The 16,317-nt window shown below is 31.3% G+C and carries 14 protein-coding genes; 9 read left to right on the forward strand and 5 right to left on the reverse strand.

Annotated features, from left to right (window positions below):
• Nucleotides 1-14: 14 nt before the first annotated feature.
• Nucleotides 15-1,169: an ArgE/DapE family deacylase gene (locus tag KA845_RS12775; RefSeq protein WP_002509567.1), complete on the reverse strand. Its 1,155-nt coding sequence runs from the start codon at nucleotides 1,167-1,169 to the stop codon at nucleotides 15-17.
• Between the two features lie 130 nt (nucleotides 1,170-1,299).
• Nucleotides 1,300-1,590 carry a hypothetical protein gene (locus KA845_RS12780; protein WP_021459593.1) on the reverse strand — a complete coding sequence of 97 codons (291 nt, stop codon included), beginning with the start codon at nucleotides 1,588-1,590 and terminating at the stop codon, nucleotides 1,300-1,302.
• A 423-nt stretch (nucleotides 1,591-2,013) separates the two neighbouring features.
• On the opposite strand from KA845_RS12780, the gene pgsB reads away from it, so the two are divergent.
• The 9 genes from pgsB (at nucleotide 2,014) to KA845_RS12825 (ending at nucleotide 12,231) form a co-directional block, all read left to right on the forward strand.
• A complete protein-coding gene (gene pgsB / locus KA845_RS12785) occupies nucleotides 2,014-3,171 on the forward strand; it encodes a poly-gamma-glutamate synthase PgsB (protein WP_002509565.1) in 1,158 nt (385 codons plus the stop codon).
• Between the two features lies 1 nt (nucleotide 3,172).
• A complete protein-coding gene (pgsC, locus tag KA845_RS12790) occupies nucleotides 3,173-3,625 on the forward strand; it encodes a poly-gamma-glutamate biosynthesis protein PgsC (RefSeq protein ID WP_021459592.1) in 453 nt (150 codons plus the stop codon).
• Nucleotides 3,626-3,640: 15 nt separating this feature from the next.
• Nucleotides 3,641-4,717 (forward strand): CapA family protein, encoded by a 1,077-nt coding sequence (locus KA845_RS12795; protein ID WP_103388555.1) that lies wholly within the window; start codon nucleotides 3,641-3,643, stop codon nucleotides 4,715-4,717.
• Nucleotides 4,701-4,862, forward strand: coding sequence for a hypothetical protein (locus KA845_RS12800; RefSeq protein ID WP_002509562.1), 162 nt, complete (start codon nucleotides 4,701-4,703; stop codon nucleotides 4,860-4,862). Before KA845_RS12795 ends, KA845_RS12800 begins: the two co-directional genes overlap by 17 nt.
• Nucleotide 4,863: 1 nt before the next feature.
• Nucleotides 4,864-6,468, forward strand: coding sequence for a gamma-glutamyltransferase (locus tag KA845_RS12805; protein WP_107374072.1), 1,605 nt, complete (start codon nucleotides 4,864-4,866; stop codon nucleotides 6,466-6,468).
• Between the two features lie 430 nt (nucleotides 6,469-6,898).
• Entirely contained in the window at nucleotides 6,899-7,615 is a 717-nt protein-coding gene (locus KA845_RS12810; RefSeq protein ID WP_002509560.1) for a D-ribitol-5-phosphate cytidylyltransferase, read from the forward strand.
• Complete coding sequence (locus KA845_RS12815; RefSeq protein ID WP_021459590.1) at nucleotides 7,608-8,633, forward strand: ribitol-5-phosphate dehydrogenase; 1,026 nt, start codon at nucleotides 7,608-7,610, stop codon at nucleotides 8,631-8,633. The genes KA845_RS12810 and KA845_RS12815 overlap by 8 nt, the downstream gene beginning before the upstream one ends.
• Nucleotides 8,634-8,694: 61 nt before the next feature.
• Complete coding sequence (tarL, locus tag KA845_RS12820; RefSeq protein WP_210128185.1) at nucleotides 8,695-10,389, forward strand: teichoic acid ribitol-phosphate polymerase TarL; 1,695 nt, start codon at nucleotides 8,695-8,697, stop codon at nucleotides 10,387-10,389.
• 111 nt (nucleotides 10,390-10,500) lie between these two features.
• Nucleotides 10,501-12,231, forward strand: a complete 1,731-nt coding sequence (locus tag KA845_RS12825; RefSeq protein WP_167867826.1) for a glycosyltransferase family 2 protein — start codon at nucleotides 10,501-10,503, stop codon at nucleotides 12,229-12,231.
• Between the two features lie 684 nt (nucleotides 12,232-12,915).
• Here the strand turns inward: KA845_RS12825 and KA845_RS12830 are convergent.
• From KA845_RS12830 to KA845_RS12840, 3 genes are all read right to left on the reverse strand, one after another.
• Nucleotides 12,916-14,811 (reverse strand): helix-turn-helix domain-containing protein, encoded by a 1,896-nt coding sequence (locus KA845_RS12830; protein ID WP_210128186.1) that lies wholly within the window; start codon nucleotides 14,809-14,811, stop codon nucleotides 12,916-12,918.
• A 490-nt stretch (nucleotides 14,812-15,301) separates the two neighbouring features.
• A complete protein-coding gene (locus tag KA845_RS12835) occupies nucleotides 15,302-15,565 on the reverse strand; it encodes a hypothetical protein (protein WP_002509555.1) in 264 nt (87 codons plus the stop codon).
• Between the two features lie 102 nt (nucleotides 15,566-15,667).
• On the reverse strand, nucleotides 15,668-16,279 hold the full coding sequence (locus tag KA845_RS12840) for a GntR family transcriptional regulator (protein WP_021459587.1): 612 nt from the start codon (nucleotides 16,277-16,279) through the stop codon (nucleotides 15,668-15,670).
• Between the last annotated feature and the right edge of the window lie 38 nt (nucleotides 16,280-16,317).

The raw sequence follows: 16,317 nt of genomic DNA on the forward strand, positions 1-16,317 counted from the left end.
ACCTATTTTGTGTCTTAATGTGCTGATAAATAGCGTGGAATAAATTCTGTATATAAATTAATGAAAGTTAAATATTTTTCTTTGTCCACATGCTCATCTACTTGATGTGCTTGAGTTATTAAACCTGGTCCATACATAATAAATGGGAAGTTTTCATCTTTACCTACTAATAAATCAGAAGCATCAGTAACGCCAGGAGAAGCTAATGTTTCTAAATCAGTATTTAAATACGTTTGGCCCAGTTCATATGCTAAGTTCACTAACTTATTGTCACCTGTAGTATAAACAGGAGGTCTAGACATATAAGTATCAATTGTAATGTCTGTTTGAGTTGTTTCGATTTGTTTTAGAATATCATTGAAATAGGATATAAATTGCTTGTTATCATGTTCAGGTATCGTCCTAATATTAAATTCAGTTTCAGCGTATTCAGGTATAGAATTTACTTGAGTACCACCACTGAATAATGTGGCATTCATTAAGGGTTTACCTAATAAATCATTAGTTTGGTTAAATTGTGAAAACTGTTCTTCTGCTTTATAGATGAATGCTACTAATGGAGAAATGGCATTGAAGCCCCAATCAGGCATAGAACTATGTGACGCTTTGCCGTTAGAGCTGACACGAATATCCATAGAGCCTTTATGTGCGTAAATAATACGATCTTCGGAAGGCTCAGCAATTAATAGTGCCTCAACATCATCCATATAACCTTTTGAGTGAAATGCTTTCGCACCTTCACCTATTATTTCTTCTCCAGCAGTAGCGAGTAAACGGAGTGTACCTTGGGTTAATAAACCTTGTTCATGAATATCTATCATACTAATTACTAAAGCAGCTAAACCAGATTTCATGTCAGCAGAGCCACGACCGTATAATTTCCCATCAACTTCAGTAAGTTTAAAAGGATCATACGTCCATTTCTCTTCATTACCAGCTGACACGACATCCATATGACCAGAAACACCTAAGACAGGACTACCTGAACCAATTTCAGCTACAAGATTCGCACGCGTGTCATTTATTTTAATAATTTCAGATTTTATACCATAACGAGAAAACAGTTGATGTAAGTAGTTACATACTTCCAGCTCATTGTCATTTACGGATTTAATTTCTACTAAATCTCTCAAAATTTGAACTTTTTCATTTTCACTAAATTTACTCATATAAAAATCCCCTTTGTTTTATAAAATTTAACCTTTGATTACTAGTATATAGAAAAATAATCATAAATATAAAATAAAAGGAATCGTTCAATACTTTGTATATTATGAACTGGAATGTTTATATCATATTTTAAGCAGGCTGACTGAATGACGCCGTTGTATTTTGTTGAATATTAGTTTTTACTTCATTTGGTAATTCAATAGTCGAAGGCAAAGCATTTAATTTAACACTAGTCTTCTTAGTTGCACTTTCATTGTAATCGATGTTTTCAATATTTTTTGTGTTATCCGCATCCAAAACAGAACCTCGCATATCATTTCCTTGGACACTGCCGACTAAAATCATAATCAAATAACCACCACAAACAATTAGAATTGCACCAAGATAAATTGCAACAGCTAACTTTACAGATTTATTCATGTTTACCTCCAAAATAAGTATATGATATGTTTCAACTTAAAGGTAACACGTGAACTTTAATTGATTGTAAAAATCTAGTAAAAATTATATTTCTTGAAGTAAATTTTTATTGCTTTATATTTTACCTTCTAAAAATTAAAAAAATATTTTCATTTTTTTGAATGATTATTAAAGTCGTATTAAATTAGTGTTGATAAGATATTAAATGGAATTGTAAATTTAACTTTACAATTTATTTACTTGTAATTTATACGATTAAAACTAGCTAAATAACTGCATGGTAGCATAGCGTTAATAGATGGTAGAAATTAATTATTTACGATTTAAATATTTCACGAAGTCGTTTATACCGTCGGCAATTAATTTTTCACCTTAAAATAAAAGCAATACAATTACTGTGTTTAACGAAGAGAGGGACTAAGTTTGTTACTTATCATCATTTGCGTTGGCTTAATATTATGGTTAGGAATTGTAGAAAAAAAGAAACATTCCTTGCGATTATCCAAAATCCCGGTTCGAATTAATATTAATGGTATTAGGGGGAAATCCACTATTACAAGATTAATTTATGGAACATTACGTGAAGATCAATATCGAGTCATTGGTAAAACTACTGGCACAGATGCACGTATGCTGTATTGGTTTACACCAAGAGAATATCCGGTATATAGAAAGCCACAAGGGGCTAATATAGGTGAGCAACGTGATATTATTCGCAAAGTAGTAAAACAAAAAGCGAACGCACTCGTAAATGAATGTATGGCGGTTAACCCAGACTATCAAATCACATTCCAAAGGGATTTGGTAAAAGCCAATATTGGAGTTATTGTGAATGTGATGGAAGACCATATGGATGTGTTAGGGCCTACATTAAAGGAAGTTGCTGAGGCATTTACAGCAACCATACCGTATAAAGGACATCTTGTTGTCATGAAAGATGACTATACGGAATATTTCGCCAAAGTTGCGAAACGACGTAAAACGAAACTTATTGTTGTAGATAAAGATGAAGTACCTGAATCATTTTTAAGAGAGTTTGATTATTTAGTTTTCCCTGATAATGTTGCGATTGCTATGGGAGTTGCAGAGGCATTAGGTATAGATAGAAATGTAGCACTACAAGGTATGTTAGATGCACCGCCAGATTCTGGAGCAGTTGAAGTGAAATATTTCAATGCAAATCAAACAACTAATGTCTATGTTAACGCTTTTGCAGCCAACGAACCACAATCAACTAAAGCTATTTTAAATAAAATTGAATCTTATAACTATCCATATAGTAAACGGATTATTATTTTGAATTGTCGTGCGGATAGGGTGGATAGAACAAAAGCATTTGCTGAAAATTTTATCGAAGATGTGCCATTTGATACGTTGATTTGTACAGGTAAAAGTACGCAAATGGTTACTGATGTGATGCGACAATATCCAGAAAAAAATTATTTGAATTTTGAAGGTAGTGACTTTAAAGAAATAGAACAAGCGTTATATCAAGAATGTGAAAATGCGTTAGTGTTCTGTGTGGGTAATATTCATGGCCCAGGTAAAAAAATAGCAGAATTCATAGAAGGGATAAAATAATATGATAGGTTCAGAGTTATACTTTTCATTGTTTGTAGGCATCGTCTTAAGTCTACTATTTGCAGAAAAATTTGGTATTAGTCCAGCGGGCTTAGTTGTTCCTGGTTATCTAGCGTTAATTTTCGATCAACCGATAATGTTATTATCAGTATTAATTATCAGTTGTATTACATATTTTATAGTCAATCATGGAATTAGTAGGGTGGTTATTTTATACGGCCGTAGGAAGTTTGCGGCAATGATTTTAACTGGTATGGTACTGAAATTTATATTTGACTTGATGTACCCCATAACCCCCTTTGAGATGGTTGAAATGTCCGGCATAGGGGTGGTAATTCCTGGCATTATTGCGAATACAATTCAAAAGCAAGGTGCAATTATCACATTATCTACATGTATGTTACTGACATGTATTACATATGTCATCCTATTCTTTTACAGCTTTATCAACTAGTTAGGAGCATGGAATATGAAGAAATCAAAACGATTTACAATAGATGAACGTGTTCTGAAATGGACGAAGCGGCATAAAAAATATAATTTGATGTACACTTCAATTATTTTGATTATTGCTGTAGTGTTATTGATATTTGCTATGAAAGCACAAAAAATTACACCAGTAGAAGTAATGGCTAAACCTAATAATGAATTAAGGATGACTTATCTAGGAAATATCAATATGAATGACCATATCAGAAAAAATAATCTAAATGACACATTTGGTGCAGTTAAAGATATCTTGAAAGGAAGTGATTATTCAACAACTAGTTTACATTTGTCCCAATTTTCAGATGATCAAAAAGTGAATATGCAAGAAAATATTGATAATATCATGTATTTGAAATCATTGAATATGAAAAGTGTTAATTTGATAAATGAAACATTAGATAACGTGCAAGCACGAGATTTACAAAGAGCAGTTGAAGCACAGACAGGATATAACTTCTTAACAGGGAATGGTTCTAATCCAATCAATAGTAAAACAGTACAACAAGATATTAAAGGTAAAAAGGTAGCTAATGTCTCCTTTACTGATATTGAGTCAGATTACAGTGATACATTAAAAAATACAACATCAATTAGTTTAGAACCAAGCATATTTATACCGTTAATCAAGAAATTAAAAGAACAAAATGATTATGTTGTAGTTAATGTTGACTGGGGGATACCAGATGAAAGACATGTAACAACACGCCAACAAAAATATGCGCACGCGTTAGCAGATGCTGGTGCAGATGTTATTATCGGCCATAATACAGTAGTACAAGAAATTGAAAAATATAAAGATACTGATATCTTCTACAGTTTAGGTAACGTAACATCTGAAAACTTCCTTTCAAAAAACCAACAAGGATTAGCAGTACAACAAAATTGGAATGGTAAAACATCAGACTTTAAAGTAACCCCATTACGTTCGAAAGCTGGAAAAGTTTCTAAAGCAAATCCAAATAAGGTAGAAGAAAAGAAATTATTAAACACACTTGAAAGTGACACTATTAATCTTAAAAAAGAGAAAGGAGGCTACCATTATGAACCTAAAAAATAATTGGTTAAGTATTACGGTAATTTCAATCATTTTAGTTATTTTCTTGATGATTGTGTTTGCAAATGCCAATGAAGGTTTAGATAAATATGAACAAAACGAACTAGAAGCTAAACACCATCAATATTTATCTAAAGGGGCAAGCTAATATGAGTATATACAATAAGAAAACACTCATCGTCATATTGATTTTAACTATGCTTATATCGATACTCTTTTTTATGATTACCAAAAAAGATAATTATGATAAAGATGAATTATATGAAAATAAAATTGCAGATCATAACCAAACAAATGCGAATAAGAAGTATGGTGTAGCGTCAAACAATCCTATTGCTACCAAAGTGGGTAATAAAATTATTGAAGATGGAGGTAACGCAGTTGATGCATCAATAGGTGTTTCATATGCATTGGCGGTGACTGAGCCTCACTCTTCTGGTTTAGGTGGCGGTGGTGCCATGTTGTATTATGATGGACAAGAAAATGTACCACCTAAACAGTGGCAATATAAAGATATCTCTTCTTTTAAATATAAAAAAGGGGATAAAATTGGTACGCCAGGATTTGTAGATGGCATGCATACAGTACATAAAGATGCTGGGAAAATGTCTGAAAAAGATATTTTAAATCATGTTATTCCATTAGCCGAAGAAGGTTTTGAAGTAGATTCAGAATTAGAACGAAGTTTGAAACTTTATGGTTCTGATGTTGATAGAGATTCTCCTTTCTTTGATGATGAAAAAACAAAACGCGAAGGTGATGTCATCAAACAACCGGAGTTAGCTAAAACCTTAAAAGGTATTCGCGACAATGGCCCAGAATATTTTTATGATGAAATTGGTGATAAAATATCCAGTCAATTAGATGATAAATTAACAGAAAAAGATTTTGAAAGTTATAAAACTGAAAAGAAAGAACCGGTGAGTACGACGTACTTAAATCATAAAATATACTCTGCCTCTAACCCATTAGGTGGGACATTAATGTTACAAGGTTTAAAAGTGGATGAAGCAACTGGTAATGCTACAACACCCGAAAATCGTACCGATTATATTACAGGTATTTTAAAATCACGTGCTTTAATGTATCGCAATAGAGACATTGTGAATGGACAAGATCAAGATTATGATGAATATTTATCACAAGATTACTTACTTGGTAAATTAAATGAGTTGAATATGAATACTAGTATGGGTAGTGACTTCAATACAAATAATATAGATAACACGAGTACAACTCATTTTGTTGTAGTAGATAAGCAAGGTAAAATGACTAGTACAACAAACACACTATCTAGTTTCTTTGGCTCAGGTAAATATATGAAACAAGGTTTCTATATGAATAATTCATTGTCTAACTTCTCTAACAACCCGAATAGTCCTAACTTCCATGGTAAGCATAAGATTCCACGGTCATACACAGCACCTTCTATCGTGGTGGGATCCGATTATTATATGGGTATAGGAACACCTGGTGGTAACAAAATACCTACAACGCTTAATGAAGTGTTGGTTGATTACTTAAGAGGTGATGGGACTTTACAAGAATCTATCGATAAACCGAGATTTTATAATGATGGATCTACTGTATTTTATGAAAATGCTATGAGTGATGAAGATATTAATGTCTTCAAAAGTCTTGGATATAGTGTAGAAGAAAAGCGTAATGATCCAAACTTTGGCAGTGTACAAGGTGTCATTTACAATAAAAATGATAAGACTGTTGAAATAGGACAAGACGTAGGTAACAGATAATATAGACTTTAATGACTTCTGTCGTACAAACCGAATGGTTAGTGCGATAGAAGTTTTTTATTTGAACAACTTTTATTTTAATAAATATCGGGAATAGTATAACGTATATTTAGTTAATCGAGATGTTGACATATAAGGTGAGTCAATTATTCAATTACAAGTGAAACCAGTATCTATGCTTTAATAATAGTAAATAGTTACCATTTAAATAGGTTTAAATTAAATGGATATAACTAGCAAAGAAAAATGATAATTGGTATGATGATGATAATCACAAGCCTAACACAACTTAAATTTCTTTGAGTCACTTGAACAAAATAACTGTCTAGGTAGGACATGGAAGGTATATATGGAGTTAAAATACAAGTAGCTTTCGGTATACATGTTTGATAGTTTACTTAAATGAATTATTACAGAGGAGGAAATACATATGATATATGCGGGTATATTAGCAGGTGGCGTCGGATCCAGAATGGGGAATGTTCCGTTACCAAAACAATTTTTAGATTTAGATGGGAAGCCAATCATTGTGCATACAGTAGAAAAATTTTTATTAACGAGTGAGTTCGATAAAATATACATTGCTACGCCTCAAAAATGGATTTCACATACACGAGATACATTACGTAAATTTCATATTACAGATGAGCGTGTAGAAGTGGTACAAGGTGGTTCTGATCGAAATGAAACCATTATGAGTATAATTAATGTTATAGAACAAGACCATAAAATTACAGACGAAGATGTAATTGTTACTCATGATGCAGTGCGTCCATTTTTAACAAGACGTATTATTAAAGAAAATATTGATAATGTTATTAAATATGGCGCAGTAGATACAGTTATAACAGCAACAGATACTATCATCACATCTGAAGGTGGACAGGTAATTGATGAAATCCCTGTTCGAGATAAGATGTATCAAGGGCAAACGCCACAATCTTTCAATATAAATTTATTACGTGATAGTTATAATGAGCTAAGTGCAGATGAGAAAAAAATTCTCACAGACGCTTGCAAAATATTAGTTGTGTCTAACAAAAAAGTAAACCTAGTATTAGGAGAATTATACAACATTAAAATAACAACACCTTATGATCTTAAAGTAGCAAACTCTATCATTAAGGGTGGGATGATATATGATTAATCAAGTGTATCAATTAGTGGCACCACGACAAATTGAAGTTACTTATAATAATGAGGATATAACACGTGACAAAGTTATTGTACGTCCGTTATATTTATCAATTTGTGCAGCAGATCAACGCTATTATACAGGTAGTAGAAATCAAACTGTGCTAGAAAAAAAACTACCTATGTCTTTAATTCATGAAGGTGTAGGCGAAGTTGTTTATGATAGTAAAGGCGAGTATAAAATTGGGACTAAAGTTATAATGGTGCCAAATATGCCTGTCGAAGAAGATGAAGTCATTGCGGAAAACTATTTGCCAAGTAGTAAGTTTAGATCGAGTGGTTATGATGGTTTTATGCAGGATTATGTCTTTTTAGACCACGATCGTGTTGTTGCAGTGGAAGATGATATTGATTTAAGTACGATTGCTTACTCTGAACTCGTTTCAGTAAGTTGGCATGCGATTCAACGTTTTGAACGAAAATCAATAAAAAATAAAAATAGCTTTGGTATATGGGGTGATGGTAATTTAGGCTATATAACTGCCATCTTATTACATAAATTATACCCAGAAGCGAAAATCTATGTATTTGGTAAAACTGATTTTAAGCTGAGCCATTTTTCATTTGTGGAGCAAGTATATCATATTCATAATGTGCCAGAAGATGTAACTTTTGATCATGGCTTCGAGTGTGTAGGTGGTAAAGGAAGTCAATCTGCCATTGATCAAATAATTGATTTAATTTCACCTGAAGGCAGTATTGCGCTTTTGGGTGTCAGTGAATATCCAGTTGAAATTAATACCCGACTTGTACTCGAAAAGGGTATTACAATGATTGGAAGTAGTAGAAGCGGTGCACAAGATTTTCAAGATGTCGCGAACTTTTATAAAGCACATCCAGATGTAGTAGATAAATTATCGCTGCTTAAAGGAAATGAATTTGAAGTTAAAACGATAAATGATGCAGTTAATGCTTTTGAACAGGATTTATCAACATCATGGGGGAAAACTGTTATAAAATGGACGATGTAATATTGAAATATTGCAAAGTAACGCACACGACCATGCAATTGCATAAGAAAGGATTTTAAAATTGAGTAAATCGAAGATAATCATTGACGATATATATTGGGAGCGTATTCAGCTTTTTATTGAAGGACATGTAGAAAATGCTACACAAGAGCTAAATAAACGTAATTTTATCCTAAGAAATTTAACAGAAACCAAAGTGTTGCCTGCAAATAATGTAGAGATTAGCGGAAAAACATTTAAAGCACGTTTTAATGTTGCTATATTGAATGATGGCAACTATTTATCATCTGGGCAATATTTGCTTGTGTACCGTGGAGAATATGATTATATAGCTAACATTAATCATAAGCTTCTAGATCCTACTCAGTATGAATTAGATGAAACAGACATCGAAAAATATGAAGAGTTAGAAACGAAAAATGGCAAAAATAACTTTTTACTAGAATATTTCAAACATGTGTTTAAAAGAGGTGGTAATTCTAAAAAAACAACCTATACGGTAACACCTATGATTTCTAGTGAAGTAAATGAATTTGTTATTGATATTTCATTTAAGGCGCCTCAACCAAAAGAGAGTTTAATACAACAAAAAATAAAAGAGTATCGTTTGAAGTACAACAAAATATCATTTAATATACGTAATTTTATATTTAAAACCATATTTGGAGTTTCTAAATTTTTCCATTTGAGAAAAGGAAACACTGTACTTTTCACTTCAGATTCACGTGCTGAAATGTCTGGTAATTTTGAATATGTATACAATGAAATGTTACGACAAAATTTAGATAAAACGTATAATATACATGCGTTGTTTAAATCTAATATTTCTGCACGTCGTGATTTTATTGATAAATTTAAGTTCCCATATTTGTTAGGTAAAGCTGACTACATATTTGTTGATGATTTCCATCCGTTATTATATACAGTGAAATTTAGAAAGAGCCAAGAAATTATTCAAGTATGGCATGCAGTCGGTGCATTTAAAACAGTTGGCTATAGTCGTACTGGTAAAAAAGGTGGTCCATTCTTTAATTCTGTGAATCACCGTAACTACACTAAAGCATTTGTTTCTTCTGAAACAGATATTCCATTTTATGGCGAAGCTTTTGGTATTAAAGAACAAAATATTATACCTACAGGTGTTCCTAGAACAGATATTTTATTTGATAAAACATACGAACAACAAATTGTAGCTGAAATGGAAGAAACATTACCAATAATAGAAGGCAAAAAGGTAATTTTATTTGCGCCAACGTTTAGAGGGAATGGACATCATACTGCGCATTATCCATTCTTTAAAATCGACTTTGCACGATTTGCACGTTATTGTAAAGAGAATAATGCAGTTGTATTATTCAAAATGCATCCATTTGTTAAAAATAAGTTAACAATTCCTAGAGAGTATCAAGAGTATTTTATAGATGTTTCAGACTTCCGAGAAGTAAATGATATACTATTTGTTACAGACATACTGATAAGTGACTATTCTTCATTAGTTTATGAGTTTGCAGTGTTCAAACGACCAATGCTATTTTATGCATTTGATCTTGAAGACTATATAACTTCTAGAGACTTTTATGAACCGTATGAAACTTTTGTTCCAGGAAAAATTGTGGAATCATTTGACGATTTAATCGTCGCGCTTGATAACGAAGATTTTGAACAAGAAAAAGTACCAAAATTCTTAGATAAACACTTTAAATATCAAGATGGCCGTTCTAGTGAACGCTTAGTTCGTAACTTATTTGGCAGTTAGTAGACGGTGTTTTTATAATATAAACTGAGGATAACAATAGTATACACCAGTAAGCGATGTATTATATTATTGTGTATCTTCAGTTTTTTAAATTAGGGGTGACTTTGTAACATGAAATTTTCAATAATAGTACCGACATATAATTCAGAAGCATACATTAAAGAATTAATGAATAGTTTGGTTAAACAAACATTAAATAAACAAGATTTTGAAGTTATTGTAGTAGATGATTGTTCGACAGATAATACACTTAAACTCGTCGAGTCTTACAAAAAGAAATTGAATTTAATAGTCGATCAACTAGATCAAAACTCTGGTGGACCAGGAAAACCGAGAAATACAGCGTTTGATTTAGCTCAAGGGGAATACGTCTTCTTTGTAGATTCAGATGATTATATCCACAAAGATACATTATTGGATGTGTCAAAATTTGTAAATCAAAATAATGCGGACGTTGTCTTAGTTCGTATGGAAGGCGTTAATGGTAGAGGTGTACCGAAGTCGATGTTCCAAGAAACACGAGACGAAGTTACTTTGCTTGATTCACGTATTATTTATACTTTAAGCCCAACTAAATTCTATCGTACGTCTTTATTGCGTAATAATAACATTTATTTCCCAGAAGAATTAAAGAGTGCTGAAGACCAGTTATTTACAATGAAAGCGTATATCAACGCTCAGAAAATAGCAGTTTTAGCGGACAAATCATATTATTATGCAACGAAAAGAGAAGGTGAACATATGAGTTCAGCATATGTTGCACCTAATGAATTTTACCAAGTGATGTCACTAATTGTTGATGAAATATTACAGCGTAATTTAGAGCACACGAATGAAATTTTAGCTAAATTTATAGATCGACATTTTTCATTTTCACGTACAAAAAACTTTTCGCTCAATATTAAAGCTGAACAGCAACAACAATGGATTGAAGCTTTAGGTGACTTTATTTTAAGAGTGCCGAAAGAAGTAGATGCGTTGGTAAATGCTGCAACCCGTCCATTATTGTATTATGCACGACAAAAAGATTTTGACCATTATCAAATAGTGGAAGAAAGTTATCGCAATGGTCACTATTATAACTTCAAAGCAAACCAAAATTTATTGCAAATACAGTTTGCACAACATGAACCGTTTTTTGATTTTGAAAATGTTACTAAACCGGACATAAAAATGACGCAATTCAACTTTGACGATCAACAATTTTCATTAGAATTAACATTTTTAAAATCAATGATTAATCCAAACCAAATTGCCAATCAGTTACAACTTAAATTGGTATCACGTAATAAAAAGGGAATTGTGTATGTTCCATTAACAGTGAACAATCAAACTAACTTCAAGTTTACAACGCAATTAAATGATGTCGTACCTTATTTATTAAAAGAAAAGGTTTGGGATGCATTTTTAGAAATGCGTATAGGTAATATGACTATTGATAAACGTATAGGGAACAAACGTAATAAATATCCTTATGCAAAAGAAACAAGTACTATCGTGCAACAAAATGGCAAATATTATCGATTTACGCCATATTTTACGAAAGACTTTGATAATTTATCGTTCTATTTAACAGAAAATGAATTAACAAACATGTTAAAAGTAACAACAAAAGGCAAATTAACTGTGACAATCGAACCAATTGAATTCAATTATATATTGAGCACTGGTATGGCTTCATTGTTATATCAAGATAGCTTTGTTACTGGTTATTTATCACAGAAACCAACAAAAAATAGTTGGACGTATGAATTAGCAACTACTGACAAGTTAAAAGCTAGTGTATTGAAAAAAGATTTTGTTATTGCTACACCATCTCTTAAGTTAGAGTTTGATAATTAATATAAAAATTTATGACATAAATATCAGAAAAATAGCACTCAGATGATTTAATTCAAGTCACCTGAGTGCTATTTTGTGTTTAGGAGTTGTGGGCAGTTTTTGTGCACGCTTTCCGCGGGCACTGCCTCAGCCTGTAGTCTTCGGCAAGTGCTATTCCCGCAAGAGTCGTCCCAAAGCCCTGCCAATCTATAAAAAGCGTTTAGGATAACTAATAATTAAGATTTTACTGACAATAAAATAAGAGGCTACAGAAGAAGTTTCCGATCTTGTGGGTAGTTTTTGTACATGCTTTACTCGTACACTGTCTTAGTGTGAAGTCTTCAGTTTCTCCTGTTCCCTCAAGAATCTCGCTAAAATACGTCGGATTCATATGTGATTTTATAATAAAATACTTTTATAAAATTAGGATGTGTATCAAAATCCGACAGATACAAGAACAATGATTCTTTTTACTTGTCCATGAACTTGATGTTCCAGGCTTTTATTTAGTAGGCGCTAATATGAGATATAACAATGCATTTGATTGAAGTGAAAATGTTAACGGTTCATGTACGGAAAATAATTTATACTGTGACTGTGGATGGTTTGATTGATTGATTTGTTTAATTATAAATGTGTCGAGTTGTAAGTTTTGCATTTGTTTTGCTGATGGTAACAAATAATCAATTGAACCAAAAGAATCATTTAACAGTTTGCTAAAAACTGAAAAGTTGTATGAAAATGATGATTAATATTTAGGGCAGTAGATGTTTCGGAATCACTATTAATCAAATCTCCATTATGGACTAACAGTTCATAATTTTGATGTTGTTTACGAAGCAGTCCCATGTTATGAAGACATACATGACAATTCATAAAAGGCGCTAACATTTGGTAAATATGCATTATTGGTAAATAATTTTCATGCACTGTCATTAACATTAATTTATTATGGTTATCACAGTATAACGGGAATCCTAAACCACGTATGCGCGAAGATAAAGATACAATAAAATCTACTAAGTGGGCATGCGTGATTTTAGTAGTTGGTGAGTAATATTGTTGCAACGCATTATAGGTTAAATGAATGAAAATTAATTTATGTGCATGCTCTTCTAAATCATCGAGAAAATAGGCAATAATATTTTTTATGTTAGTTGAGTCTATATTATATATTTTAGCTAACTGTTGCGCTAACATCGTTAAATCCATATTGATAATATAAAAATCCATAGGCAAGGCATTTAAGTGTGCCACTATATGGTTGTGAGTGACGTCAGTGGTTTGAAAGAAATCATCTACTAATAAACCACAGTTAACTGCTGCATATTTCCGTGAAATAAGATTTTTTAAAACTCTAATTTTGTTTAGTGGTAAAAGTTGCGGATTAAAAAGAAGTTGTATAGTGCTTAAGTATTCTCGACATAAACTATCATTTTTAAGTTCTACAAGAAAACTGTCATTCATTTTATTAAACATAAATAGTGAGTTTACCGGTAATAAAAGGCTGCAATTATAACTTTTTAATTGATGTAGCAACTTAATAAAATAAGCTTTATCAATCGTATTAAATATAGAGTGTTCAATATGTTCTATATATAAAATTGGATTTGGGAGGTAAGATAAGTCAAAATAATCAAGCTGAGTATGCGTAAACTTAAGAAATTCATGGAAATTTGCCAATTTTATAATCGTCTGCGGTGGTTTGAAATACATCGTAGGATAATTGTGCTGCAACTCTAAAGTATATGATTTAGGTGTCGTAATATTATACATGTAGTTATGTAGACTTAGACATATTTGATGGCTAATAGGTGAAATAGTCAAGCTATCTTGATCCATATTATTGTGATACTTGTAGTAGTAAAAAAATTTTTTAGGTGGTAACTGAATATATTTTTTAAACTGTTTAGAAAAGGTTGAAACATTGGAAAAACTATAATTTAGTGCTAAATCATGTATATTATGCTGTCCAGTCAATAAATCAATGAGCGCTTGCTTAATTTTTAAACTTGTAATATAAGGTTTAAATTGCATTTGTAAATGTGTGGAAAAAAGTATTGAGATGTAAGACTGTGAAATATAAAAACGTTGGGCTAATATTTTGGCTAATAACGGTTCAGTAATGTGATTATTAATAAATACCAAAATATTTTTCAATAATTTAGAAGTAACATTGCAAACAGGTAAATAAGGTTGTTGTAATTTAATTTGTGCTTCAGCTAGTAATAAAGTTATAACGTCAGATACCATTGATGTGTCGATGGTTTTATCGATAAATTTGGTTTTTAAGTAATAAGTTAACCATTGGTGTAACTTAGTTTTTGACCGAATTAAATTATAGTCTAGATAACTATGGGAGAATAAAGCATCACGTTCAATAAACGATGCTAATGGTATGGATAACGAAAGTAGATAATTTGTCTGTACATGTTGGTAAAGGTCACCGTGATTAATAATTAGACCATGCTTAAAAGTGTGGAGATTGCCATTAATATTGACGATATTAGATTCCGCTAAAGGCAGTAAAACTATAACTTCATTTAAGCATCTACGCATAGGCGCTTTGATGTGATGAAGGATGGTAAGTGTACTTTTCATTAGTAAATACCTCAAATTATAATTTCATTTATATCAAGTGTACCGTTTTAAACAATCTATAGGGAGTGTCTACAAGAAAGATTAATAAAAACATAGTAAATACTAATATTTTTAATCGTTGTAATGGTAAAGGAGAAAATTATTAAAAAAGTGATTAAAATTTTATAGTGTTGCACTAAAAAAAGTGGGGGAATTTTAAAAAGTTAATTAACATAAAAAAGACTTAAAACTACTGCCTGAAGGTAGTTTTAAGTCTGTCCAATCAGTCTGAGTAAGACCATTGTTGAGAATGGTATAACATTGATTATATGAGCAATTGATTTAGGTGCGCTAAAGCAAAGTAAATAATTTAGACTATAATAAACTATAATGTTTGCGCTTACCATCCTCGAGATTATTATATAATTTTTATCGAATATAAACAAGATTAAATATGTTTGAAGATGTACTGGCAAACCGTATAATTTCTTTACTCAATATCTTATTGCGATTAGCGTTCCATGATATAGAGGTGTATTGATTTGCATGCAATAACAACTACAGTTACAAGTGAAAATAGTGTGAGTAAGCCATTAAATTCCGCATGGTTAAATATTTGAATAACAGTCATAGAGCTTAATGATAATAAAAATAAAGATCCACTTGTGTGCATATTAAAATAATCTAATGTAAATAGCGTTAAGACAATAAGTAATAAATAAAACAAGCCGATACTACAAAGGTTTACGATATCCAAGAAAATTTGTTTGCTCATTATCTCCACATCCTCTCTTACTTATTTATAACCACTTTAAAAGCAAAAAAAGCATGAAAAGTGAAGATTTACAAAAGTTTAACAAACTGTGGCTTGTATACATCAAGATTTATTATTTAAGTAATATAAACTGAATTCTAAATCATTGTTCAAATGCTGTTCTAATAATGCTACAGCTTTATCAGTATTTCTATTACGTAAGGCGGCAACTATTTCTGCATGTTCCTCAATTAAGCCAGGTCTACGTTTGTTTATAACAGTTTTACTAAACAAATAAATATAACTTTGTAATTTTTGATAGTTGTTTAAGATAAATTGATTATTAGTAGCTGCCATAATTTTTTTATGAAAAGCATCGTTTGTTTGAATAATTTGTTCTTCTTCTAAGGAATCCATATCAATTTCGGTATAACTTTGTAATTCTAATAAATCTTCTTCGGTATACACTACAGCTGCCTTACGCAAAGCGTAAGATTCTAGCAGTATTCTCATTTCGAAAATTTGACGATACTCTTCTGATGTCGGTATAAAGACATAACCATCTTTAATAAAATATTCTAATTCTAATTGTGTTAATGCTTCTCTTATAGGAGTTCTACTAACATTGTATTTTTTAGCTAACTTAGTCTCTGTTATTTTTTCATTTTGAATTAAATCCCCGTTAATTATGTCATTTCTGATTTTTTGATAAATAGATTGTTCTACGTTTTTCACTACTGTCACCTCACTATACATAGTGTACTATAAAAAAA

This window comes from Staphylococcus sp. GDX8P114P-2 (genome assembly GCF_017892945.1).
Lineage (GTDB): Bacteria > Bacillota > Bacilli > Staphylococcales > Staphylococcaceae > Staphylococcus > Staphylococcus arlettae.

What these genes read in the sequence shown, in the direction of transcription:
- KA845_RS12775 (WP_002509567.1), bottom strand. Translation starts at nt 1,169, where the DNA reads ATGAGTAAATTTAGTGAAAATGAAAAAGTTCAAATTTTGAGAGATTTA.
- KA845_RS12780 (WP_021459593.1), bottom strand. Translation starts at nt 1,590, where the DNA reads ATGAATAAATCTGTAAAGTTAGCTGTTGCAATTTATCTTGGTGCAATT.
- pgsC (WP_021459592.1), top strand. Translation starts at nt 3,173, where the DNA reads ATGATAGGTTCAGAGTTATACTTTTCATTGTTTGTAGGCATCGTCTTA.
- KA845_RS12795 (WP_103388555.1), top strand. Translation starts at nt 3,641, where the DNA reads ATGAAGAAATCAAAACGATTTACAATAGATGAACGTGTTCTGAAATGG.
- KA845_RS12800 (WP_002509562.1), top strand. Translation starts at nt 4,701, where the DNA reads ATGAACCTAAAAAATAATTGGTTAAGTATTACGGTAATTTCAATCATT.
- KA845_RS12805 (WP_107374072.1), top strand. Translation starts at nt 4,864, where the DNA reads ATGAGTATATACAATAAGAAAACACTCATCGTCATATTGATTTTAACT.
- KA845_RS12810 (WP_002509560.1), top strand. Translation starts at nt 6,899, where the DNA reads ATGATATATGCGGGTATATTAGCAGGTGGCGTCGGATCCAGAATGGGG.
- KA845_RS12815 (WP_021459590.1), top strand. Translation starts at nt 7,608, where the DNA reads ATGATTAATCAAGTGTATCAATTAGTGGCACCACGACAAATTGAAGTT.
- KA845_RS12825 (WP_167867826.1), top strand. Translation starts at nt 10,501, where the DNA reads ATGAAATTTTCAATAATAGTACCGACATATAATTCAGAAGCATACATT.
- KA845_RS12830 (WP_210128186.1), bottom strand. Translation starts at nt 14,811, where the DNA reads ATGAAAAGTACACTTACCATCCTTCATCACATCAAAGCGCCTATGCGT.
- KA845_RS12835 (WP_002509555.1), bottom strand. Translation starts at nt 15,565, where the DNA reads ATGAGCAAACAAATTTTCTTGGATATCGTAAACCTTTGTAGTATCGGC.